At 72.6% G+C, this 22,424-nt stretch carries 18 protein-coding genes; 6 read left to right on the forward strand and 12 right to left on the reverse strand.

Annotation, left to right across the window (positions count from 1 at the left end):
- Positions 1-290 precede the first annotated feature (290 nt).
- Positions 291-1,646, reverse strand: a complete 1,356-nt coding sequence (locus EV372_RS04400) for a M50 family metallopeptidase (RefSeq protein WP_130394963.1) — start codon at positions 1,644-1,646, stop codon at positions 291-293.
- Positions 1,647-1,667: 21 nt separating this feature from the next.
- On the reverse strand, positions 1,668-2,888 hold the full coding sequence (gene dxr, locus EV372_RS04405) for a 1-deoxy-D-xylulose-5-phosphate reductoisomerase (RefSeq protein WP_486484144.1): 1,221 nt from the start codon (positions 2,886-2,888) through the stop codon (positions 1,668-1,670).
- Positions 2,889-3,415: 527 nt separating this feature from the next.
- On the opposite strand from dxr, the gene EV372_RS04410 reads away from it, so the two are divergent.
- Entirely contained in the window at positions 3,416-5,101 is a 1,686-nt protein-coding gene (locus EV372_RS04410; RefSeq protein ID WP_130394965.1) for a CocE/NonD family hydrolase, read from the forward strand.
- 154 nt (positions 5,102-5,255) lie between these two features.
- Positions 5,256-6,311, forward strand: coding sequence for a trypsin-like serine protease (locus EV372_RS04415; RefSeq protein WP_130394966.1), 1,056 nt, complete (start codon positions 5,256-5,258; stop codon positions 6,309-6,311).
- Positions 6,312-6,395: 84 nt separating this feature from the next.
- Here the strand turns inward: EV372_RS04415 and EV372_RS04420 are convergent, their stop codons facing one another.
- Positions 6,396-7,820 (reverse strand): aldehyde dehydrogenase family protein, encoded by a 1,425-nt coding sequence (locus tag EV372_RS04420; protein ID WP_130394967.1) that lies wholly within the window; start codon positions 7,818-7,820, stop codon positions 6,396-6,398.
- Positions 7,821-8,131: 311 nt separating this feature from the next.
- Here EV372_RS04420 and EV372_RS04425 point away from each other — a divergent pair, with 311 nt between their 5' ends.
- A complete protein-coding gene (locus tag EV372_RS04425; RefSeq protein WP_130394968.1) occupies positions 8,132-9,940 on the forward strand; it encodes a coiled-coil domain-containing protein in 1,809 nt (602 codons plus the stop codon).
- A gap of 46 nt (positions 9,941-9,986) precedes the next feature.
- Here EV372_RS04425 and EV372_RS04430 read toward each other — a convergent pair whose 3' ends face one another.
- Positions 9,987-10,478, reverse strand: a complete 492-nt coding sequence (locus EV372_RS04430; RefSeq protein WP_130394969.1) for an AAA family ATPase — start codon at positions 10,476-10,478, stop codon at positions 9,987-9,989.
- Between the two features lie 74 nt (positions 10,479-10,552).
- Here EV372_RS04430 and EV372_RS04435 point away from each other — a divergent pair, with 74 nt between their 5' ends.
- Positions 10,553-11,437 (forward strand): 3-methyladenine DNA glycosylase, encoded by an 885-nt coding sequence (locus EV372_RS04435; protein ID WP_130394970.1) that lies wholly within the window; start codon positions 10,553-10,555, stop codon positions 11,435-11,437.
- A 58-nt stretch (positions 11,438-11,495) separates the two neighbouring features.
- Here the strand turns inward: EV372_RS04435 and EV372_RS04440 are convergent, their stop codons facing one another.
- The 6 genes from EV372_RS04440 to EV372_RS04465 all read right to left on the reverse strand — a co-directional run bounded on the left by EV372_RS04440 (position 11,496) and on the right by EV372_RS04465 (position 18,373).
- Positions 11,496-11,924, reverse strand: coding sequence for a thiol-disulfide oxidoreductase DCC family protein (locus tag EV372_RS04440; RefSeq protein ID WP_130394971.1), 429 nt, complete (start codon positions 11,922-11,924; stop codon positions 11,496-11,498).
- A gap of 266 nt (positions 11,925-12,190) precedes the next feature.
- Entirely contained in the window at positions 12,191-13,297 is a 1,107-nt protein-coding gene (locus EV372_RS04445) for an oligopeptide/dipeptide ABC transporter ATP-binding protein (protein ID WP_130394972.1), read from the reverse strand.
- A complete protein-coding gene (locus EV372_RS04450) occupies positions 13,294-14,409 on the reverse strand; it encodes an ABC transporter ATP-binding protein (protein ID WP_130394973.1) in 1,116 nt (371 codons plus the stop codon). Before EV372_RS04450 ends, EV372_RS04445 begins: the two co-directional genes overlap by 4 nt.
- Position 14,410: 1 nt before the next feature.
- Complete coding sequence (locus tag EV372_RS04455; RefSeq protein WP_130394974.1) at positions 14,411-15,454, reverse strand: ABC transporter permease; 1,044 nt, start codon at positions 15,452-15,454, stop codon at positions 14,411-14,413.
- The gene (locus EV372_RS04460; RefSeq protein WP_130394975.1) at positions 15,454-16,458 is read right to left on the reverse strand and encodes an ABC transporter permease; all 1,005 of its coding nucleotides are present in this window, start codon (positions 16,456-16,458) and stop codon (positions 15,454-15,456) included. Before EV372_RS04460 ends, EV372_RS04455 begins: the two co-directional genes overlap by 1 nt.
- A gap of 247 nt (positions 16,459-16,705) precedes the next feature.
- Positions 16,706-18,373 (reverse strand): ABC transporter substrate-binding protein, encoded by a 1,668-nt coding sequence (locus EV372_RS04465; protein WP_130394976.1) that lies wholly within the window; start codon positions 18,371-18,373, stop codon positions 16,706-16,708.
- Positions 18,374-18,714: 341 nt separating this feature from the next.
- Here EV372_RS04465 and EV372_RS04470 point away from each other — a divergent pair, with 341 nt between their 5' ends.
- On the forward strand, positions 18,715-19,122 hold the full coding sequence (locus EV372_RS04470; protein ID WP_013154645.1) for a hypothetical protein: 408 nt from the start codon (positions 18,715-18,717) through the stop codon (positions 19,120-19,122).
- A gap of 326 nt (positions 19,123-19,448) precedes the next feature.
- Here the strand turns inward: EV372_RS04470 and EV372_RS04480 are convergent, their stop codons facing one another.
- Positions 19,449-19,979: a gluconokinase gene (locus EV372_RS04480; RefSeq protein ID WP_130394977.1), complete on the reverse strand. Its 531-nt coding sequence runs from the start codon at positions 19,977-19,979 to the stop codon at positions 19,449-19,451.
- Positions 19,980-20,116: 137 nt separating this feature from the next.
- On the opposite strand from EV372_RS04480, the gene EV372_RS04485 reads away from it, so the two are divergent.
- Positions 20,117-20,833 (forward strand): FadR/GntR family transcriptional regulator, encoded by a 717-nt coding sequence (locus EV372_RS04485; RefSeq protein WP_130394978.1) that lies wholly within the window; start codon positions 20,117-20,119, stop codon positions 20,831-20,833.
- 27 nt (positions 20,834-20,860) lie between these two features.
- On the opposite strand, the gene EV372_RS04490 is transcribed toward EV372_RS04485, so the two are convergent.
- Complete coding sequence (locus EV372_RS04490; RefSeq protein ID WP_130394979.1) at positions 20,861-22,237, reverse strand: GntP family permease; 1,377 nt, start codon at positions 22,235-22,237, stop codon at positions 20,861-20,863.
- Positions 22,238-22,424 lie beyond the last annotated feature (187 nt).

Genomic DNA, 22,424 nt, shown 5'->3' on the forward strand with positions numbered 1-22,424 from the left:
GGTGTCCGGCGCAGCGCGCGGGTCCGCGTCCGGGGATCACCGTGTCCGGCGGCCTTGGCTACGCCGTCGTTCCCGGATCGCGCCCCCAGGTTACCCGTACCCGGGGGCGTACCCGGCACGGAAGGCGGGGCGGGCGGACCAGGGTGAACGCCCGGTGCCGCGGGGGTGTCCGCCGACCGTCGCGCGGTCACCGCGACGGTGGACGGGGAAGGACCCGGCACACGCACGGCCTACCGGACCGGCCGGGCGCGGCCCCGTCCCGGCGGCCGGAGGGCCGCCGGGACGGGGGGTCAGCCGAAGAGCCTGACCGGGTTGAACAGGTCGGCCACGAGCAGGACCACGCTGAACACCAGGAAGCAGGCCACGACCACGTAGGCCACCGGTGTCAGCATCGCCACGTCCACCGGGGCGGGTTCGGGTCTGCGGAACAGCTTGGCCCAGCCGCGCTTGAGCCACTCCCAGATGGCGCCGGCCATGTGCCCGCCGTCCAGCGGCAGGATGGGCACCAGGTTGAAGGCGAACAGGAAGAGGTTCACCCCGGCCAGGATCTGGATCATGATCGCGGCGGTGTCGGCCACGGGGAGTCCCTGGGCCATGATCTCGCCGCCGATGCGGGAGATGCCGACGATGCCCACCGGGGAGTCCTGGGTGCGCTGCTCGCCCAGGAAGGCCGCGGCGAACACGTCGGGCACCTTGCTGGGCAGGGCGATGAGGGCCTCGCCGACGCCGATCATCATGTTGCCCATCTCGGCGGCGGACTCGGCGAGGGTGAGCGGGGCGCGCTCGGTGGCGAAGACGATGCCGAGGAAGCCCACGACCTCGGTCTCGTAGACGCGGTAGCCCTGCTCGTCGTAGACCGGTTCGCCGTCGGCGTCGGTCTCGTAGACGAACTCGCCCTCGGCGTCGCGGGCCGGGAGCTCGTTCTCGACGATGTCGACGTTCAGCGGCAGCCGCTCGCCGTCGCGCTCGACCACGATCTCCGTGTCGCCCGTGGACTCGCGGATCTGCCGGTTGGCGGTGCTCCAGTCCGGGGTGGACTCGCCGCCGACGGAGACGATGACGTCGCCGGGCAGCATCCCGGCCTCGGCCGCGGGCGTGGGCGGGGCGTCCTCGCAGTCGGTGACGGAGCTGCCCGCGGGGACCACGCACTCGCTGACCGTGGCGATCTGGGTGGTGCTCTGCGGCACCCCGATGCCCATGAACAGCACGGCGAGCAGGATCGCGGCCAGGATGACGTTCATGCCCGGACCGGCGAACATCACGATGAGGCGCTTCCAGGGAGCCCGCTGGTAGAACTGCCGGTCCTGGTCCTCGGGGGACAGCTCGACGTAGGACGCCTCACGGGCGTCCTCGGCCATGGCCCGCCACCGCGAGAGTTTGCGGGAGCTGCCGTCGGCGCTCTGACGCGAGGGCGGGAGCATGCCGACCATGCGCACGAACCCGCCCAGCGGGACCGCCTTGATGCCGTACTCGGTCTCGCCCCTGCGGACGGACCACAGGGTCTTGCCGAAGCCCACCATGAACTCGGTGCACTTGATCCCGAACATCTTGGCCGTGGACATGTGTCCCAGCTCGTGCCAGGCGATCGAGAACAGCAGGCCGAAGACGAACAGGACGATCCCGACCACGGTCATCAGGGCGACCATGCATCTCTCCTCAGGGCGGTGTCAGGCCTGGCGCGCGAGCAGCTCGCGCGCACGCGTGCGGGCCCAGGTGTCAGCGGCGTACACGTCGTCCAGGCTCAGGTGTCCTCCGCGTGAGGACGCTCCCCCGGCACGTTCTGTTCGCTGGTGCTCCGAGACTACCCGGGAGACGGTGTCCATGATGGCCGGGAACGCGAGGTTTCCCCGGAGGAAGGCGTCGACCGCCTCCTCGTTGGCCGCGTTGTAGACCGCGGGCGCGGTCCCGCCCGCGCTACCGACCTCGCACGCCAGGCGGACGGCGGGGAAGGCCTCGTGGTCCAGGGGCTCGAAGGTCCAGGTGTGGGCGCGGGTCCAGTCCATGCCGGGCGCGGCGTCGGGCACGCGGTCGGGCGCGCCGAGCCCGTAGGCGATGGGGATCATCATGCTGGGCGGGCTGGCCTTGGCGATCGTGGAGCCGTCCACGTACTCGACCATGGAGTGGACGACCGACTGCGGGTGGACGACCACGTCGATCCGGTCGAAGGGCACGTCGAAGAGCAGGTTGGCCTCGATGACCTCCAACCCCTTGTTGACCAGGGTGGCGGAGTTGACGGTGATGACCGGGCCCATGCTCCACGTGGGGTGGTTGAGGGCGTCGGCGGGGGTGACCGAGGCCAGTTCGTCGCGGCCCCGGCCGCGGAAGGGACCCCCGCTGGCGGTGACGACCAGGCGGCGCACCTCGTCGCGGCGGGCGTGGACGTGGCCCTGCGCCGGGCTGGCGAGTTCGCCCTCGGGCAGGTGGGGGAAGCACTGGGCGATGGCGAAGTGCTCGGAGTCGACCGGGACGATCTGCCCGGGCCTGGCGAGTCCGCGCACGAGCGGCCCGCCGATGATGAGGGACTCCTTGTTGGCCAGCGCGAGGGTGCGCCCGGCGCGCAGCGCGGCGAGGGTGGACTCCAGGCCCAGAGCGCCGGTGATGCCGTTGAGCACGACGTCGCACTCGCTCCCGGCCAGCTCGGCGACCCCCTCGGGCCCGGCCAGGACGGTGGCGCGGCTGCCGTGTCCGGCGAGGGCGCGCGCGAGTTCGCCCGCGCGGTCGGGGTCGGCGACGGCGACCAGCGGGACGTCGAGCTCGGCCGCCTGCTTGGCGAGCAGGTCCACACGCCCGCCGCCCGCGGCCAGGCCCACCACGCGGAAGCGTCGGGGGTTGCGCTGGACGATGTCGATGGCCTGGGTTCCGATCGAGCCGGTGGAACCGAGGATCACTGCTGTTCGCTGTTCTTCTCGCACGCCCCCATTGTTCCGCAATCCGCCGGGCGGGGTGCGGGGCCTGTGGACAGGCGCCGGGGCCGGGTCGGAACGCGGTCCGAGGTCCGCCGGAGGGGGCCGGGGAGCCGGTCCGGACGACGCGCACGCGGGGGGAGGCCCTCGCCGCGCGCGGAACACGGGCCGCCCGCCGACGGGGCGCGGAACGACCACTGGCGGGACGGGGCCCGTGGCGCCGGTCACGGGAGCCGTCGGGATCGTGCGTCACCGGGTCTTTACAACCGGTGCCCGGTGACCTAACTTAACCCGTGAGTAAGTTACCCCCCAGTTAGAACGGTCCGTCAGACAACGCGTCCAGACGACGCGAGCACAGCCCGGTGGGACCACCGGGCAGGACAACCCCCGTGAGGCGCTCCCCCCGGACGCCTCCGCCGGGACCCCCGGGTCCCGGCCTCCCCCGATGGCGAGACGGCGCGACGACCCATCGGTCACCCCCACCCCGCCAGTCCCCCCGAGGTTCTCCCGTCATGCGCCCTGCCAGAACCCCCTCCCTCCCCGCGCCCTCCGAGGTCGGACCGCCCCGGACCGGCTCCGGGCTCCGCGCCGCCGCGCGGCTCCTCCCCCGCCTGCTGTCCCTCGCCCTGGCGGCCGTGCTCGCCGCCGCGGTCCTCTCCCCCGCCCCTGCCTCGGCGGCGGTGGGCGCCAGCATCGGCTACGAGACCATCGTCAGCCACGACGGCACCGAGCTCAGGGCCAAGGTCATCACCCCCACCGGGGTCGAGGGCCCGCACCCGCTGCTGGTCATGCCCTCCGCCTGGGGCACGCCCCACCTCCTCTACGTGGGCGCCGCCGCCAGGCTGGCCCACGAGTCCGGCTACCAGGTCGTGGCCTACACCTCGCGCGGCTTCTGGGACTCGGGCGGCGGGATCGGGGTGGCCGGTCCCGAGGACCGCGCCGACGCCAGCGCCGTCATCGACTGGGCGCTGGAGAACACCGACGCCGACCCCGACCGCATCGGCATGGCCGGGATCTCCTACGGGGGCGGCATCAGCCTGCTGACCGCCGCCGAGGACGAGCGGATCCGCGCCGTGGCCTCGCTGAGCGGCTGGGCCGACCTGGCCGTCTCCCTGTACCCCAACGAGACCGTGGACACGCAGTCGGCCGAGCTGCTCCTGCTGGCGGGCAACCTCACCGGCACCCCCGGCGAGGAGCTGGCCGGGATCGAGGCCGCCTACCGGCGCGGCGACATCCAGCCCGCCCTGGACGTGGCCCCGGACCGGTCGGCGGCCACCAAGGTGGACGCCATCAACGCCAACGGCACGGCCGTGATGATGGCGCACGCCTGGAACGACGGCATCTTCCCCGTGGGCCACATCACCGACTTCTACGAGGAACTGGAGGTGCCCAAGCGGCTCATGATCACCCCGGGCGACCACGCCACGCAGGAGCTGTTCGGCGCGGCCGGGCTGCCCAACGAGGTGTGGGAGGCCCTGGGCGACTGGTTCGACCACCACCTGCGCGGCCAGGCCAACGAGGTGGACGCCGAGGGGCCCGTGCACGTCAGGCCCAACAACGGGCGCGGCGGCTGGACCACGCACCCCGACTGGCCGTCGGTCACCGCGAGCACCGACCGGTACTACCTGGCCGAGCCGAGCACCGACTGGTTCCGCTGGCAGAGCAGCGGCGCCATGGAGCCCGAACCCTCCACCGGCTGGGACTACCGCTTCCGCACGGGGATCGCCACCCCGGCCGAGAGCGGCACGGTGATGGTCTCCGGCGCCCTCCAGCAGTTCTTCGACATCCCGACCGGGGTGCTGCTGCCGACGGTGGACCGCTACCGGGCCGCCGTGTGGACCAGTCCCGCCTACCCCGAGGGGGCGCGGGTGGCGGGGACGCCGGAGGTCTCCCTGACGTTCACACCGACCGCTCCGGAGCAGTCGGTGTACGTGTACCTGTACGCGATCGACGGGCGCGGAACGGGTTCCCTGCTGTCGCACGCGCCCCACACCCTGCGCGGGGCCACCCCCGGTGAACCGGTGACGGTGGACACGGAGCTGGCGCCGGTGGTCTGGGACGTGCCCGCGGGGCACCGCCTGGCCGTGGTGGTGGACAGCATGGACGCGCGCTACCAGGACGAGAGCGACATCGGGGACCGGGTGAGCGTGACCTCCCCCGAGGAGGCCCCCGCCCGGGTCACGGTCCCGCTGGCCTGATCGGGCCCCGGGGTCTCCCGTCACGACGGTCCCAGCGCCTTCCGACCGCCTCCGGCACACCCCCGTGCCGGAGGCGGCCCCTTCTTCCCCTACCGCGCACGACACAAACACAAAGTAGTCACTTGGCTACCGAAAGTGTGCGAGGATGCTCGTCATGACCTCGTCCACCGCACACAGGATCCTCGCCCCCCTCGCCGCCGCGGCGGTCGCCGCCGGGGGTCTCTTCCTCGCCGAGCAGCTCCCGGCGCCCGCGTCCGCCGTCACCCAGGCCATCCACTCCCCCGCGGTTCCCGCGATGGAGGACCGCGAGGCCCTGTCGCACGTGGCGGGGCTCTCCCACCAGAGCGCCGCCGTGACCGGCGACCAGCACCAGGCCGTGCTGGACTACTGGACCGAGGAGCGCATGGCCGCCGCCAAGCCCATCACCGGCATGCTGGAGGAGGTCCTTGCGCCCGCCGGGGACGGGTCGGCGCCGGACGGGGGAGTGGAGCACCAGGCCGCGCCGCGCCCCGACAGCCGGGGCGAGCGCTGGACCTCGGGCGGTCTGGTCACCAGGACCACCGGCAAGGTCTACCTGACCATGGACGGGCGCGACTTCACGTGCTCGGCGTCGGTGGTGGACGCGGCGAACCGGAGCACCGTGGTCACCGCCGGGCACTGCGCCAAGGACGGCCGGGGCTCGTGGGCCCGCAACTGGACCTTCGTGCCCGGTCACGCGGACGGGGAGAGCCCCTACGGGCGGTTCACCGCCAGCGACCTGCTGGTGGCGCCCGAGTGGTCGCGCCAGGCCGACGACAGCTACGACTTCGCCATGGTGGTGCTCAACCCCGACGGGGGCACCACCGTCCAGGAGCGGGTGGGCTCCCAGCGGATCGCGTTCGGCACCTGGACCGAGGACAAGGTGCGCGAGGGGGTGCAGGTGTACACGTTCGGGTACCCGTCGGCGGCCCCGTACGAGGGCAGGCACCTGCACTACTGCTCGGGCCGCACCGAGCCCGACACCGGCGGCACCACGGCCAACGGGGTGCGCTGCTCCATGACGCAGGGCTCCAGCGGCGGCCCCTGGTTCGCCGGTTTCGACACCGGTACCGGCCGGGGCACGATCACCTCGGTGGTCAGCTTCAAGTACGCCGACGACCGCAGCGTCCAGTACGGCCCCCGGCTCGGCCAGGAGGCGCGCGAGCTGTACGAGCAGGCCGCCCAGCTGTAGTACCCGCCGGACGAGCGGTGTCCCCCGGCCCCCGTGGCGCGGGGGACACCGCTCGTTCCGCGTCCGGGCCGGTCCCCGGCGGTACTACAGGTCGATTCCGGTCAGGACCAGGACCCGCTCGTAGGACAGGTCGGTCATGGCGGCGCGCACGCCCTCCTTGCCCACACCCGACCCCTTGACGCCTCCGTAGGGCATCTGGTCGGCGCGGAACGTGGGCACGTCGCCGATGACCACGCCGCCCACCTCCAGCTCGCGGTGGGCGCGGAACGCGGTGGTCAGGTCGCGGGTGAACACGCCCGCCTGGAGACCGAAGTCGCTGTCGTTGACCGCGGCGAAGGCGGCGTCGGTGTCGGCCGCGCGCTGGAGGACCAGCACCGGGCCGAAGACCTCCTGGCGCACCACCCGGGAGTCGTCCGGGGCCTCGGCGAGCACGGTCGGCGCCACGGTCACGCCGTCGCGCGTGCCGCCGGTGAGGAGCTTGGCCCCGGCGGTGACGGCCTCCTCGATCCAGGAGGCCACGCGCTCGGCCGCGGCCTCGTCCACCAGCGGGCCCACGTCGGTGGCCGGGTCGGCGGGATCGCCCACGCCGAGGGCCTCCACCCGCTCCACCAGGCGTGGGACGAACTCGTCGTACACGGCGTCCTCGACGATGACGCGCTGCACGCCGATGCACACCTGTCCGGCCTGGTTGTTGCCGAACAGGGCCACCCGCTGGGCCGCCCAGTCCAGGTCGGCGTCGGTGAGCACCACGGCGGCGGCGTTGCCGCCCAGTTCCAGGGTGACGTGCTTGTGCGGGGCCAGGCGGGGCAGCTGCCAGCCGAAGGGGCCGCCGGTGAAGGAGATGACGGGCAGGCGCTCGTCGGTGATGAGGGGGGCGGCGAGCTCGTTGGGCATCGGCAGCACCGACACCATGCCGCCGGGCAGGTCCGTCTCGGCGATGATCTCGCCCAGGATCAGGGCGGTCATCGGAGTGGCGGGGGCGGGCTTGAGGATGATCGGCGCGCCTACGGCGATGGCCGGGGCGACCTTGTGGGCGACGAGGTTGAGGGGGAAGTTGAACGGCGAGATGCCCAGGACCGGCCCCTTGGGGACGCGGCGCACCAGGGCCATGCGGCCGGTGCCGCCCGGGTCGGTGTCCAGGCGCTGGAGCTCACCGCTGTCGCGGCGGGCCTCCTCCGCCGCCCAGCGGAACACGGACACGGCGCGCCCGGCCTCGGCGCGGGCCCACTTGATCGGCTTGCCGCTCTCGGCGGTGATGGTGCGGGCGATCTCCTCGGCGCGCTCGCCGATGCGCCGGGAGACGTGGTCGAGGGCGTCGGCCCGCACGTGGGCGGGCAGGGCGGCGGCCTCGGCGGCGACCGCGTGCGCGGCGGCCACCGCCTCCTCGATCTGCTCGGCGGTGGGCACGGAGACGGTACCCGCGTCCTCGCCGGTGTAGGGGTTGACGACGGTGATCTCGGTGTCGCCGGTCGCGGCGGTGCCGGCCAGCCAGAACGGACGCGTAGACATGCCCGTGACGCTAGTGCCCCCTTCTCCCGCTGTGCCTTGTCCACCGCTGCCAACCCGAAGGCCGGAGTTGGCCACCATGGCGCAAGAACGACGCGCACACGGGTCCGCGCTCCGAACAGGGACGACAGCGGGGGGTGTACACCGGGGTGACGGGCGGTATCGTCTGAGGATCAGACAGCCTGACCGGGGATCTTTGGTCGGCCGACTGGCGCCGGCGACCTCCTTCGTCCACAGTGGTGAGGAGGGCTCTGCCAGCGCGCTCGGCCGGACCCTCGGGTCCGCCACCGCCGACGGGATCCCGGGAGTGCCCATTGCCGCTTGTCTACCGCACGCTCGTCGCGGTCCCGGAGCACGACGGCGACCTGGTCGCCGTCACCTCGACGGTCCTGTCGCGGTGGCTGAGCAAGCGCGGCAACTCGGGCGCGCGCGTGGACTTCTCCGCCTCGGGGCGCCATGAGCTGAGCAACCGCTCCCGCGCCCTGGTCGTGCGGCACGACAACCCCGACGAGGGCCTGTCCTTCCTGCGGCTGACCACCGAGTCCGACAAGACGGACGGCGTGTGGCGGACGGTCGCCACCGCTGTCGTGGACCCGGCGCTGTCCCCGTGGCGGTACGTGTGGATCGACATGACCGTCACCCCCTCCTCTCCGGCGGGTGAGGGCTCCGAGCAGCCCCGGCTGGACGTCATGCCGCCCGAGGCCGCGCGCATGCTCCTGGAGGCGGTGCACGGCCACGACGGCGGCCACCCGCTGCCGCCCGCGCCCCAGATCGTGCGCGGGCGCGACGACGACCTCGTGGACACGCTCGTGGCGACGATCCGCGACCCCCTGCGGCGCATGGCGGTGGTGGCCACCGGCTCGCCCCGCGACGTGACCGTCGCCGACTGGCGCGGGGCCATGGCCGGGGCGCTGTCGCGCTGCACCGGCATGTGCTCGGGGTACGTGCTCGACGACGCCGCCCTGGAGCGCGTCGGAGCGCTCCTGCCGCCGGGCCTGGACGTCCCGCCCGGCGGGGTGCGCACCTTCTTACCGGGGGTGGACCCGCACGACGAGGCGGACGCCGCCCGCCACCCCCGGATGAGCCCGGCCACGCTGGACACCGCGCGCGACGGCGAGCGCATCCGCAACTGGGTGGGCGCCGCCCTCTCGCGGCGGGTGCGCGACAACGCGCTGGAGGTGGACCTGCCCGATCCGCTCCAGGCCGTGGACGCGCTGCTGGAGGAGGAGACCGACGACCTGCGGCGGTCCGTCCCCGGCACGGCGCGGCCGCGGGTGAGCGTGCCCGCGGCCCGGGGCGCGGCCGTCGTGCACCAGGCGGCGCAGGGCGGGGCGGTCCCGGCCGGAGCCGCCTCGGCGCTGGAGCGCGAGGCCCTGGAACAGCAGACCCAGCGGCTGCGGGAGGAGGTCACCCGGCTCGGCGCGCGGGTCAGCGAGCTGGCCGAGGAGCGCCACGGACTCCTGGCCGAGGCCGCCGACCTGAGCGAGGAGCTCGACACCGCGCGCGAACAGGCGCGCGCCGCCCGCTACGAGGCCCGCTGGCTGCGCGAACAGGCGCGCGAGGCCGGGCTGTTCCGGCTGGCCGCGGCGCCCGCGCCGAGCGACCCGCAGCGGCGGCCCCCGGTCAGCGTGCGCGAACTGCTGGAGCGGATCACCGACGACTCGGTCCTGCCGCACCTGTACTTCACCATCGAGGACGCCACGGTCTACGAGCTGTCCGACAGCCGCAAGGAGTCCCTGTGGGTCACCCGCGCGTGGGAGGCGCTGCTGGCCCTGAACGACTACGCGCGCTACCAGTTCGACAACCCCGGCACCGGGCTGGGCTTCCACTCCTACCTGCGCGAGACCCCCGACGGGTACCAGGTGATCCCCATCAAGCGGTTGGCCTCACAGGAGTCGGACCACGTGCGCAACCGGGGCAAGCTCAACGACAAACGCCTGTTCCGGGTGCCCGAGGAGGTGGAGCCGAGCGGGCGGCTGCCCATGTACGCGCACATCAAGCTCGACATCGAGTACGGGATCTGCCCGCGGCTGTACTTCTACCCCCACCTGGGGCCGGGCACCACGAACCGCGTGTACATCGGCTACCTGGGCCGCCACCTGCCCGTGCAGCAGTCGAACTGAGCCCGCCCGGGCACGCGGACCGGAGCCGGTCCCGCGCCGCGGGGTTCTATCCCCCGGTGAGGCGCAGGATCTCGTCGACGACGCGTGCGAGCGGCCTGGTGGCGTCGACGACCGTGCCGTCCCGGGGAACGTCCTCCTTCGTCCGGTGCAGGCGCACGATGAGGTCCCGTTCGGCCTGCCTGCCGCCCCACTCCCCCTCCGGTCTCCCGTCGAGCCGACGGCGCAGCGTCCGCGGGTCGACCTCCAGGACGAACACGCCGTCGAACAGGTCCACGAACTCCGGGAAGTTCCTGGAACCGCCGCAGAAGAACGTCACCGCGCTGCCCCGGTCGGCGACCAGGGACCTGACCCTGTCGACGTGCCAGAGATGGTGCTCGTGCCTCATGCCCTCCGTCGGCTCGCCGGTTCGCGGGTCGCCCTGGTAGGCCAGTTCGAGGTCCCCGTCCACGGCGTGGTACCCGCGCCGCCGCAGTTCCGCGCAGACCGAGCTCTTGCCGGTGCCGGAGACGCCCTCGACCAGATAGTTGCGCACGCCCATCACCGGAGCGTACAAGAACACGTGCGACGCGACGCGGGGGCGGGAGATCCCGCGGCGCGCGTACCCTGGGGGCCGTGACGGAAGCGAGTACGCGGGCCCTGACAGCCCTGCCCGAGGAGCGGTGGCGCGAGCGCGCCGAGCGGCACCGCGACCGCGTGGACGCGCTGGTCGGGGACCACCTGCGGCGCCGCCGGGAGGGCGTGCGCCACCCGGTGGAGGACTTCCTGTTCACCTACTACAACCTCAAGCCCGCGCAGCTGCGGCGCTGGCACCCGGGCGCGGGGACGGTGCTGCTGGGCGAGGGCGCCCGCGCCCGCCTGGACGAGCGGTTCTACACCGCGCTGCCCGGGGGCGCGGTGGGCCTGGACACCGCGGCGTTCCTGGCGGCGCGGCCGGTGCTGGACTTCGTGGAGCGGTTGCTGTCGTCGGTCGCCGGGCGCCCCGCCCACCTGGGCTGCTTCGGGCTGCACGAGTGGGCGATGGTGTACCGGGCCGCAGAGGTGCGGCACGGCCAGGTGCCGCTGCGGCTGGGCCGGGAGGGCACCGACCGGGTCGTGGAGACGCACCGGATCCGGTGCTCGCACTTCGACGCGTTCCGGTTCTTCACCGACGCCGCGCGCCCGCTCAACACGCTCCGGCCCAGCCGGGAACGGCAGGACGAACTGGACCAGCCGGGGTGCCTGCACGCCAACATGGACCTGTACAAGTGGGCGTACAAGCTGGCCCCGGCGGTGCCCTCGGAGCTGGTGGTGGACTGCTTCGAACTCTCGCGGGAGATCCGGACGCTGGACATGCGCGCCTCCCCCTACGACCTGGCGGCGTGGGGGTACGCGCCGGTGCGGATCGAGACCGCCGAGGGCAAGGCGGAGTACATGGAGGCGCAGCGGGGGTTCGCCGAGCGCGGCGCGGTGCTGCGCGGGCGGCTGCTGGAGGTGTGCCGGACCCTGCGCGCGGCCTGAGGTCCGCGGCCGGCCGGACGCGCGGCCGGCGCGGAGGCGGCCGCCGACCGGCCACCGGTCACGGGGGCGCCGGGTCGTCCGTCCTGTCGAGGGGGCCGAGTCCGCATGAGGGGGCTCCTCCGGGGAGGGGGATGCGGTGGCGGTTGGCGGCCACCCAGCGGTAGGCGGCCCGGTTGAGCGCGCGCAGCAGCGGAAGGCGCGCCAGGCGGCCCAGCGGCCGGGTGAGCGGGCGCCCGTGCAGGAGGAGCTCGGCGACGGCGTCGCCGCCCGAGAAGCGGCGTCCGTCCGCGTACACGAACCAGGCGCTGGCGTCGGCCTGCTCCGGCGTCAGCCCCGCGGAGTCCAGGTCGAAGTCCTGCCAGGCCACGAAGCGGCTGCGGGCAAGCAGTCGGTCGCGGGCGAAGACCACCGAGCGCTTGCAGAACCCGCAGTCGCGGTCGTACAGGAACGCCCCGGTGCCGGGGACGGTGTCCAGCGAAGGCCTCATGCCGTCATCGTGCCCGCCCGGGGGCGTCCTCTCCCGGTTCCGGCGGAAGTTCCCGCCGCCCGCCGCGCACGGGGCACGCCCATCTGGGGCTTCGCGCCCCTGCGTGAGCGACCGCACAGCCGCCCGCGTGCGCGGCGCTGGGGCGGCGGCTCCCGACGACGCGGCCCTGCGCCCGGGCGGGCCGCTGTCGTACGAGCCGCCGCACGGTGGCCCGGCACGGCGGGGGCGGCCGCCCGGATCCCGGACGGCCGCCCCCGCCGGTCGGCTCAACCGGTGCCGTGCACGATGCGCTCGGCCATCTCCTCCCTGGGTTGGATCTGGCCCGAGAGGATCTGCTCGGCGTAGTGGCAGGCCACCCTGTGGGCGCCGCCCCCGGCGGCGTTCCCGACCGGGCGCAGTTCGGGCCGCTCGGTGTCGCACCGCTCCTTCTGACGCCACGGGCAGCGGGTGTGGAAGCGGCAGCCCTTGGGCGGGTCGGCGGGCGAGGGCAGGTCTCCCGCCAGCAGGATGCGCTCGCGGCTGTCCTCCACCTCCGGGTCGGGGACCGGCACCGCCGACATGAGGGAGCGCGTGTACGGGTGCATCGGCGTCTCGTACAGGTCGTCGCTGGAGGCCTCCTCCACCAGGCCGCCCAGGTACATCACCCCGACCACGTCGCTGACGTGGCGGACCACGGCCAGGTCGTGCGCGATGACCAGGTAGGTCAGCCCCAGTTCCTCCTGGAGGCTCTCCAGCAGGTTGAGCACCTGGGCCTGGATCGACACGTCCAGCGCCGACACCGGCTCGTCGCAGATGATGAGGTCGGGCTCCAGCACCAGCGCGCGGGCGATGCCGATGCGCTGGCGCTGGCCGCCGGAGAACTCGTGCGGGTAGCGGGTGAGCGCCTTGGCCGACAGGCCCACCCTCTCCAGGGCGTCGACCACGCGCCTGCGCTGGTCCTCGAGGACCAGGGCGCGGCGCTCCCTGCCGCCGGAGGGCCCCTCCCCCGGCGCGGGGCCGCCGATCCCGTGGGTCTGCAAGCCCTCCAGCAGGATGGAACCGATGTTCTGCCGGGGGTTGAGGCTGCCCAGCGGGTCCTGGAACACCATCTGGAGGTTCTTGCGCTGGCGGCGCATAGACTCCTCGTCCAGACCGGCCAGGTCCTGTCCGCCGAAGAGCACCTCGCCCTCGGTGACGTCCACCAGGCGCAGCACCGCGCGGCCCAGGGTGGTCTTGCCGCAGCCGGACTCGCCCACCAGGCCGTAGGTCTGGCCGCTCTCGATCTCCAGGCTGACACCGTCGACCGCGCGCACGTGGCCGATGGTGCGGTCGAAGAACACCCCCTTCCTGATGGGGAAGTGCACCTTGAGGTCGTTGATCCGCAGCAGGCTCATCCCCGCTCCTCCTCGTCGTCGCCGTCCGGACCGCCCGGGCCGTCCAGCGTGGGCCGGTCGGCCGCGTCCGCGTCCCGGATCGGGTTCACGCACCGGTGCACGTGTGCGGCCGCCGGGCCCTCCCCGGATCGGCCGCCCTCCTCCACGCCCGCCGCGGCGCCCACCGCCACGAGCTCCGGCGGCCCCTGGAGGCACTCCATCGTGTAGTGGTCGCAGCGGGGCGCGAACGCGCACCCCTGCGCCCAGGCGATGTTGTCGTTGACCGATCCCCGGATGGGGGTGAGCCGTTCGCCGCGCGGGGCGTCCAGCCGGGGGATGGAGCCCAGCAGGCCGACCGTGTAGGGGTGGGTGGGGTCGGCGAACAGCGGCGCGCGCGGCGCCGTCTCCACCGCCCGCCCCGCGTACAGGACGTTGATGTCGTCGCACAGCCCGGCGACCACGCCCAGGTCGTGCGTGATCATCAGCAGGGCGGTGCCCTCCTCGGTGACCAGGTCCCGGAGCAGCTCCAGGATCTGCGCCTGGATGGTGACGTCCAGGGCGGTGGTGGGCTCGTCGGCGATCATCACGCGGGGGCGGCAGGCCACCGCCATGGCGATGAGCGCGCGCTGGCGCATGCCGCCCGACAGCTGGTGCGGGTACTCGCGCAGCCGCCGCCCGGGGTCGGGGATGCCCACCCGGTCCAGCAGGTCCGCGGCCTCCTTCTCGGCGGCCGAACCGCGCATCCCCCGGTGGCGGCGCAGGATCTCGGTGACCTGGCGGCCGATGGGCACCACGGGGTTGAGGGAGCTGAGCGGATCCTGGAAGATCATCGCCAACTGGGAACCGCGCAGGTCGCGCATCCGTCTCTGCGGCAGCTTCAACAGGTCGACGGGGCCGTCGGGCAACCGCATGACGGCGCTGCCGCCGACCCGCACCCCCCGGTCGGGGAGCAGGCCCATGAGGGCGAGCGAGGTGACGCTCTTGCCGCAGCCGGACTCGCCGACCAGGCCGGTCACCCGGCCCTCCTCCAGGGTGAAGGACACCCCGTCCACGGCCCGCACCTCGTCGGAGCCGCGTCCGCCGAACACCACGGACAGCTCGTCCACCGCCAGCAGCGGCGTGCTGGAACTCATGTCACTTCCTCAGCTTGGGGTCGAGCGCCTCCCGCATCGCCTCACCCAGCAGGGTGAAGCCCAGGGCGGTGACGATGATGGCCAGCGCCGGGTACACGGCCAGCTGCGGCGCGCTGGACAGGAACCGCTGGGCGTCGGCGAGCATGGTCCCCCATTCGGGGAAGGCCGGGTCCGGGTTGCCCAGACCCAGGTAGGACAGGGCCGCCGCGTCGATGATGGCGGTGGCCAGGGTGAGCGTGGACTGCACGATCACCGGGCCGAGCGAGTTCGGCAGGATGTGCACGAGGGCGATCTTGTGTTTGCGCACGCCCAGGGCGCGGGCGGCCAGCACGTAGTCGCGGTTGCCCTGGGAGAGCATCGCGCCGCGCAGGAGGCGGGCGAAGATGGGGATCTGCGCCACGCCGACCGCGAACATGACCGTGGTCAGGCTGGGGCCGACCAGGGCGGCGATGGTGACCGCGAGCAGCAGGGTGGGCAGCGCCAGCATCATGTCGATGACGCGCATGACGGCGTTGTCCACCTGGCGCCCCCAGCGTCCGCCGAGGACCGCGGCGGCCCCGGCCGCGCCGCCGAGCAGCGCGCCGACGCCGAGGCCGACCAGGGTGGCGACCACGCCGACCAGGAGGGTCTGGCGGGCGCCGATCACCATGCGGGAGAACTGGTCGCGGCCGAGGTTGTCCAGGCCCAGCCAGTTCTCGGCGCGCGGGCCGACGAACACGTTGCGGTTGGGGAAGACCTCGTCGCCCCAGCTCTGCGAGACGGGGTCGTAGGGCGCGATGAGCGGTGAGAACAGCGCCACGACGATGAACACCACGACGATCACGGCGCCGGTGATGGCCATGGGGCTGCGGCGCATGCGCTCGAAGGCGGTGCGCCAGATGCCCGCGCCGTGTTCGCCCTCCTCGCGCTGGCCCATGAGTTCGGCCAGCCGGTCCACCCTGGCCGCCTTGCGTCCCAGGAGGGGCGTGCGCTGGGCCGCGGTGCCCTCGGGCTCCGGGGCGCCCGCGGGTTCGGAGCGGTTGTGGGGGCTCGGTGTCGTCGGCATCACTGGGCCCGCACTCTCGGGTCGAGGAGGCTGTAGGAGATGTCCACCAACAGGTTGATGAACACGTACATGGTCGCGATGAGCAGGATGAACCCGGTCAGGACCGGGTAGTCGCGCCCCTGCGTGGCCGCGTAGACGAACGAGCCGATGCCGGGGAAGGCGAAGACGCTCTCGGTGAGCACCGCCCCGGCGAACAGGCTTCCGGTGAGCAGTCCGACGGAGGTGACCACGGGGAGCATGGCGTTGCGCATCACGTGGCGGGTGCGCACGGTGTTGCGGTGCAGCCCCTTGGCGTTGGCGGTGCGCACGTAGTCCTCGCCGACCACCTCCAGCACGCTGGCGCGGGTCATCCGGACGATCACGGCGAGCGGGATCGAGGCCAGCGCGACCCCGGGCAGCACGAGGTGGAGCAGGGCGTCCCACACCACGTCGAGTTCCCCGGTCCGCAGGCCGTCGAGGACGACGAACCCGCTGAGGTCGGTGCGGATCAGGCCCGGGGAGAGCCGGAAGGCGGAGGGGAACATCCCGAGCCGCTCGGCGAAGACCACCTTCAGGATGAAGGCGAGGAAGAACACCGGCGTGCAGATGCCCAGGAGGGATCCGCCCACGGCCGCGAAGTCCAGCACGGAGCCGCGCCTGCGCGCGGCGAGGTAGCCGAGGGGGACGCCGATGACGACCGCGATCAGCATCGCGGTGACCGACAGTTCGAACGTGGCCGGGAAGCGGGTGAGGAACTCCTCGGTGACCGGCCGTCCGGTGGAGAGCGAGGTCCCGAGGTCGCCCTGGAGGATACGGCGCAGGAAGGCCAGGTACTGAACCGTGATCGGTTCGTCCAGGCCGAGGGAACGACGCAGCGCGGCGCGCTGTTCGGCCGTCGCGTCGTCGGGGAGGAGGGCGTACTCCGGTCCGCCCGGCAGCCGTTGCAGCCAGACGAACAGCAGGATCGACAGGCCGCCCAGTGTCGGGATCAGCTGGAGGAGACGCCTGACGATGAATCGCAGCACCTTCGCCGCCTTTCGCCAGTGGTGGGAACGATGGACGCGAAGCGTCCCCCGCCGGGTCGCGGCGGGAGTTCGAGCGGGTGGTTGGGACAGAGGGGCCCGGGCGGCGCGCGTGCGGCGCGCCCCGCCGGGCGGTGCCGCGGCGCGGGGCGCGCGGTCCCCGGCCGGGCCGGGGACCGCGGGCCCCGGGCAGTGGGCGGGCCCGACCGGTGGCCGGTCGGGCCCTTGCCCTCCCCGCGGAGGAGGGGGACTACTTCCAGGAGGCCTCGGCGAACTGCTCCTGGGTCAGCGGGCTGACGTTGGGCGGGTTGACGTCCGCGGAGAAGGCGATGGACGGCGGGGAGCTGGAGATGGGCAGCCCCGGCAGGATGTCCATGATCTGGTTGTTCAGGTCCTGGTAGGCGGCGACGCGCTCCTCCTGGTCCGGGTTGGTGCTCGCCTCCTCCATGGCCTCGAACAGGTCCTCGTCACGGAAGCCGAACTCGCTGTTGTACTGGGAGAACCAGGTGCCGACGAAGTTGTAGGCGTCGTTGTAGTCGCCGGTCCAGCCGAGCAGGTACAGCGGGCACTCACCGGAGTTGGTGCGCGGAACGTACTCGGTCCACTCGTAGGTGACCGGCTCCACGGTGACGCCGACCGCCTCCAGGTCCGCGGCGATGACGTCGAAGATGTCGCGCGGCGCGGGCATGTAGGGGCGGGTGACGTCGGTCGGGTAGCAGAACTCCAGGGTCAGGTCCTCCTGCCCGGCGTCCGCCAGCATCTCCTTGGCCAGTTCGGGGTCGTACTCGTAGGTCTGCACGTCCGGGGACCAGCCGTCGAGGGTGTTGGGGTGGAACTGGGTCGCGACCTCGCCGCCCTCGGGCAGGATCGTGTCGACGATGCGCTGGCGGTCCACGGCGTGGGCGAGGGCCTGGCGCACCTCCAGGTCGGCGAGCGCCTCGCTGGCCTCCTGCTGGTAGGCCATGTACAGGACGTTGAACACGCCGCGGGTGGGCACCTGGAACCCGGCCTCGGTCAGGGGGGCGACGTCGGCGGGGGCGACCAGGTCGTAGCCGTGGATGTCACCCGCCTCCAGGGCCTGGCGGCGGGCGGTCTCGTCGGGGATCGCGCGCAGGATCATCGTCTCGAAGCCCGCGGCCTCGCCCCAGTAGTCGTCGAAGCGCTGGAGGGTCACCTCGGCCTGGTCGTGGTCCCACTCCTGGACGGTGAAGGGCCCGGTGCCCGCGAGGGTTCCGGCCGTCTGGGTGTACTCGGGGAGGGTGAAGTTGCCCTCCTCGCCGGTGATCTCGGCGTCGGCGATGGCCTCCAGGGTGCTGGGGCTCATGATGCCGAACGAGGCGAGGCTGAAGCCGCCGGGGAAGATCGAGGAGTACTCGTCGATCGTGATGACCGCGGTCAGCTCGTCGGTGGCCTCGCAGGAGACGTAGCGGGACTCGGCGAGGTCCTCGCTCTCGTTCTCCGCGAAGCCGCCGAAGATCGACTGCCAGTAATAGGAGTTGTTCGAGCTCTGGAAACCTCCGGTGAGGTTGTACCAGCGGTCGAAGTTGGCGCAGACCGCCTCGGCGTTGAACTCGTCGCCGTCGTGGAACAGGACGCCGTCGCGCAGGTGGAAGGTCCAGACGGTGCCGTCCTCGGACTGCTCCCAGTCCTCGGCGAGTCCTCCGACGATTTCGGTCCCACCCGATTCGTGTTCGAGAAGGGTTTCGAATACCTGCCTGCTGTAACGGAAGGTCTCACCGTCACTGGTGAGGAAGGGGTCGAGGGTTTTGATGTCGCCCGCGGAGGCGAAGACGAAGGGTGCCGACGCGTCGGCCCCTCCGCCCTCGCGGTTACTCTCGGCGCACGCCGTGGCCACCAGCGTGAGCGCCGCCGCGGAGGCCAGGAGGGCCAGCGGCTTTCGGAAAGGCTTCCTGAACATGGTCCACCTCAGTGCGGGGCCCGGCAGGCCCTGGAACGATTGAGTGGACCCTAGACCGCTCCGAGAGCGACTGTGAAGATAGACAGCTGGGTATTAATACAACCGTTTCCCATCTGTGCCGTGATCCATGGGCGCATTTTCGGATACGAGTTGTCGAACAGATGAACGCACTATCACGTGATACTTCACGGCAACACCCCCGTAACCCCGGAAAAAGAATCTTCCTCGCCGCCTGATATCGGATGATCGGATGAAAGGGTGTCTTTTCCGGGGCCGAGAACCCGCCCCGGAGCCCGGACACCGGTGTCGGCGGAGGCACCGGGCGGGCCTATGATCTGCCAATGACCACACCGCTTGACGACGCGGCGCTGACCGCGTTCCTCGAGGGCCAGGAGGCCTCCTGGCTGGCCGAACAGCTGATGCTGGTGGCCGACGAGGATCCCATCACCAGGATCCGGCTGACCGCCGCGGCCGGGTCCGAGAGTGCCGTGGACGAGGCGCGGGCCGCCGTCCTCGCCATCGTCGCGGACCACCTCCCGCAGGAGGCCGCCCAGTCCCCCGACGACGGCGACGCCCTGCACCGGGCGCTGGACCTGCTGGACGACCTGGCCGACTACGGTTTCGAGGACGAGTCGGCCGACATCGCGGACGAGGCCAGGGAGATCTACCTGGGCCGCCACGGGGAGGACGACAGCGACCACCTGGCGCGGCTGCACGCGGCCGCCGACGGCGAGGACGACGAGGAGTAGCGCGGGAGGGGGCCGACGGCGCGCCGTCGGCCCCCTGTCCCTCCGGGCACGCGCGCGACAAGGGCCCGGCCCGCCCTCGGGGCGGTGCGCCACAGGGCGTTGCCACCGCGCCGCACCGGGACGGCCGGGGCCGCCGGGGCCGCGCCCACGAGCGCGGCGGTGACCGTCAGGGCGCGCGGGCCTTCGGCGGCGTCCTCGTGCGCGCCCGAGAGCGTCCGGCCGCCCGCCAGGCAGGCCAGCGGGCCGTACGCGGGGACGGCGGCCACCATCAGGACGCAGGTCTGGCGCACGTCGCGCGGGGGCCGCGCACCGGGGCGGCGCTCCCCTCAGTCCCCGACGACCGGCGCCCCCGCCGGACGCAGCAGCGGCCCCACGTACTCCAGGGCCTGCCCGACGAGGGACTCCACGTCGTCCCTGACGTCGAGTTCGAGGCCGGGCTCGTCCTCCTTCAGCCGTTCGAGGGTGTTGAGCTGCGACTCCAGGAGCGCGGGCGGCATGAAGTGGTCCTGGCGGGCCTCGATCCGCCGCCAGATCACCTCGGCGGAGCCGTGCATGTGCAGGAAGCGCACCCCCGGGGCGGCCCGGCGCAGGACGTCGCGGTAGCTGTGCCTGAGCGCCGAGCAGGCCATGACCGTGGACTGGCCGGCGGCCTCGTGCTCGGCGATCCACCGGGCCAGCTCGTGCAGCCACGGCCAGCGGTCCTCGTCGGTCAGCGGGACGCCCGCCGCCATCTTGTCGATGTTGGCCCGGGGGTGGAAGTCGTCGGCCTCGGCGAAGGGCAGGCCCAGCTGCTTGGCCACACGTTCGGCGACAGTGGTCTTGCCGCTGCCCGAGACCCCCATGAAGACAAAGTGCATGGTTTCTCCGTGTCGTGGTGCCCCTGCGCGGCCGCAAGCGTCACCATTAATAGTGATATCAATCAATCCGGTTAGGCTTCAGCGTGACCCACGGCCGCATGCGGCCAACCGGACGGCCCCGGAGCACGAGGAGAACGATGGCCACGGACCACCGCACACTGCACAACCGCGTGCTGGCGGTGCTCGGACCCGCCATCGCCGCAGGCGAGTACCGGACCGGCCACACCTTCACCCTCCAGGGCCTGGAACAGGACTTCGGCGTCTCCCGGACGGTCGCGCGCGAGGCCGTGCGCGTCCTGGAGTCCATGCGGCTGGTGGTCAGCCGCCCCCGCACCGGCATCCGCGTGCGCCCGCGCCGGGACTGGAGCGTCTTCGACCCCCAGCTCATCCGCTGGCGCCTGGCCGGGCCCGGCCGGATGGAGCAGCTGCGCTCGCTCAACGAACTGCGGGCCGCGCTGGAACCGGGCGCCGCGGCCCTGGCCGCCGAGCGCGGCGACGCCGAGGAGCGGGCCCAGCTGGTCGTGGTCGCCGACCAGATGGTCCGCACCGGGCGCGCCGGTGACCTGGAGACCTTCCTGGAGTTGGACGTCACGTTCCACCGCCGCATCCTGGAGCTGTCCGGCAACGAGATGTTCGTCGGCCTGTCCCAGGTGGTGGCGGAGGTCCTGGTCGGACGCACCTCCTACCACCTGATGCCGCGCAACCCGCGCCCGGAGGCGCTGCGGCTGCACAAGGCCGTGGCCCAGGCGATCAGGGACGGCCTCCCCGACGTGGCGGAGGCCGCGATGCGCTCCATCGTCACCGAGGTGTCCGTCGCGCTGGAGGGCGACCGGGGGGCGGAACCCGCGTCCTGAGCGGACGACCGGGTTCCGCCCGCGCGGTCACAGCACCAGGCTGAGTCCGAGGGCGAGCCCGAAGCCGATGAAGCCGATCAGGGTCTCCATGACCGTCCAGGTCTTGAGCGTCGTCTTGACGTCCATACCCAGGAAACGGCCGACCAGCCAGAACCCGGAGTCGTTGACGTGCGACAGGGCGGTGGCCCCGGAGGCGATCGCGATGACGATCAGGGCCAGGTCGATCGAGGAGAGTCCCGAGGTGGCCGCCACGGCCGGGGCGATCAGACCCGCCGCCGTGGTGATGGCGACGGTGGCCGAGCCCTGGGCGACGCGCAGCGCGAGCGCGATGACGAAGGCGGCGACGATCACCGGCAGGCCGGTGGACTCCAGGCTGTCGGCGAGGGCGTCGCCGATGCCGCTGGTGCGCAGCACGCCGCCGAACATGCCGCCCGCGCCGGTGATGAGGATGATGGCGCAGACCGGGCCGAGCGCGCCGCCGACGATCTCCTCCACCCGCTGGCGGGTGAAGCGGCCGGGGCTGAGCACGAGCATCGCGAAGAGCACGGTGATGAGCAGCGCGATCGGGGTCTGCCCGAGCAGCTGGAGGATCTGCACCCACGTGGCCTCGGCGGGCACCGCGCCCGTGGAGACGAGCGTGGTCATACCGGTGTTGGCGAAGATCAGCAGCATCGGCAGCAGGAGGACGGCCAGCACGGTCACCAGGCGCGGCGGGTTCTCGTGCTTGACGGTGCCGTCGGACATGATGTCCTCGGGAACCGGCAGCTCCCACTTCCTCCCGGCCCACAGGCCGAACAGGTAACTGGCCAGGTACCAGGTGGGGACGGCCAGGATGGTGCCGGTCAGCAGCACCAGGCCCATGTCCGCCCCGACCTCCACGGCCGCGGTGACCGGGCCGGGGTGCGGGGGCACGAAGGCGTGCATGACCGCGAAGGCCCCCGCGGTGGGCAGCGCGTACATGAGCACGGATCCGCCGACGCGGCGGGCCACGCTGAAGACGATCGGCAGCATGACGATGAGGCCGACGTCGAAGAAGATCGGGAAGCCGAAGAGCAGGGAGGCGACGCCGAGCGCGAGCGGCGCGCGCTTCTCACCGAAGAGCCTGATCAGCGCCCCGGCCAGGACGGCCGCGCCTCCGGTGATCTCCAGCAGGCGGCCGATCATCACGCCGAGCCCGACGAGCAGGGCGACGCTGGCGAGGGTGCTCCCGAAGCCGTCCAGGAGGGTGGGCACCACCCCGGAGACGGGGATGCCCGTGGCCAGGGCGGTCAGGACGCTGACCAGGATGAGCGCCACGAACGCGTGCAGCTTGAGGCGGATGATCAGGAACAGCAGGAGGGCGATGGCTCCCGCAGCGATCCCGAGAAGGGGTCCCGTCCCGTAGACGGGTTCGAAGTTCTCCACGACGGAGCCTTCCGTGGGTGTGCGGTGGTGCTGAGCTGTACGGGAGTACGGCTCCGACCTGCTCTGGGGGCAGGCTCCGAGAATGGTAATACCATTTGTGAGGTTATGTGAACACCGGCGTTCCGTTCTGTTACGCCCGCGAGACCTGCGTCACCGCAAACCCGACCCACCAGCAGCTTCCGGGGCA

This window comes from Nocardiopsis sp. CNZ308 (genome assembly GCF_004217075.1).

Bases quoted from the DNA above. Each gene is read 5' to 3' on its own strand.
- EV372_RS04415 (WP_130394966.1), top strand. From the start codon at position 5,256: ATGACCTCGTCCACCGCACACAGGATCCTCGCCCCCCTCGCCGCCGCG.
- EV372_RS04430 (WP_130394969.1), bottom strand. From the start codon at position 10,478: ATGGGCGTGCGCAACTATCTGGTCGAGGGCGTCTCCGGCACCGGCAAG.
- EV372_RS04485 (WP_130394978.1), top strand. From the start codon at position 20,117: ATGGCCACGGACCACCGCACACTGCACAACCGCGTGCTGGCGGTGCTC.
- EV372_RS04480 (WP_130394977.1), bottom strand. From the start codon at position 19,979: ATGCACTTTGTCTTCATGGGGGTCTCGGGCAGCGGCAAGACCACTGTC.
- EV372_RS04400 (WP_130394963.1), bottom strand. From the start codon at position 1,646: ATGGTCGCCCTGATGACCGTGGTCGGGATCGTCCTGTTCGTCTTCGGC.
- EV372_RS04465 (WP_130394976.1), bottom strand. From the start codon at position 18,373: ATGTTCAGGAAGCCTTTCCGAAAGCCGCTGGCCCTCCTGGCCTCCGCG.
- EV372_RS04420 (WP_130394967.1), bottom strand. From the start codon at position 7,820: ATGTCTACGCGTCCGTTCTGGCTGGCCGGCACCGCCGCGACCGGCGAC.
- EV372_RS04410 (WP_130394965.1), top strand. From the start codon at position 3,416: ATGCGCCCTGCCAGAACCCCCTCCCTCCCCGCGCCCTCCGAGGTCGGA.
- EV372_RS04450 (WP_130394973.1), bottom strand. From the start codon at position 14,409: ATGAGTTCCAGCACGCCGCTGCTGGCGGTGGACGAGCTGTCCGTGGTG.
- EV372_RS04455 (WP_130394974.1), bottom strand. From the start codon at position 15,454: ATGCCGACGACACCGAGCCCCCACAACCGCTCCGAACCCGCGGGCGCC.
- EV372_RS04445 (WP_130394972.1), bottom strand. From the start codon at position 13,297: ATGAGCCTGCTGCGGATCAACGACCTCAAGGTGCACTTCCCCATCAGG.
- EV372_RS04440 (WP_130394971.1), bottom strand. From the start codon at position 11,924: ATGAGGCCTTCGCTGGACACCGTCCCCGGCACCGGGGCGTTCCTGTAC.
- EV372_RS04470 (WP_013154645.1), top strand. From the start codon at position 18,715: ATGACCACACCGCTTGACGACGCGGCGCTGACCGCGTTCCTCGAGGGC.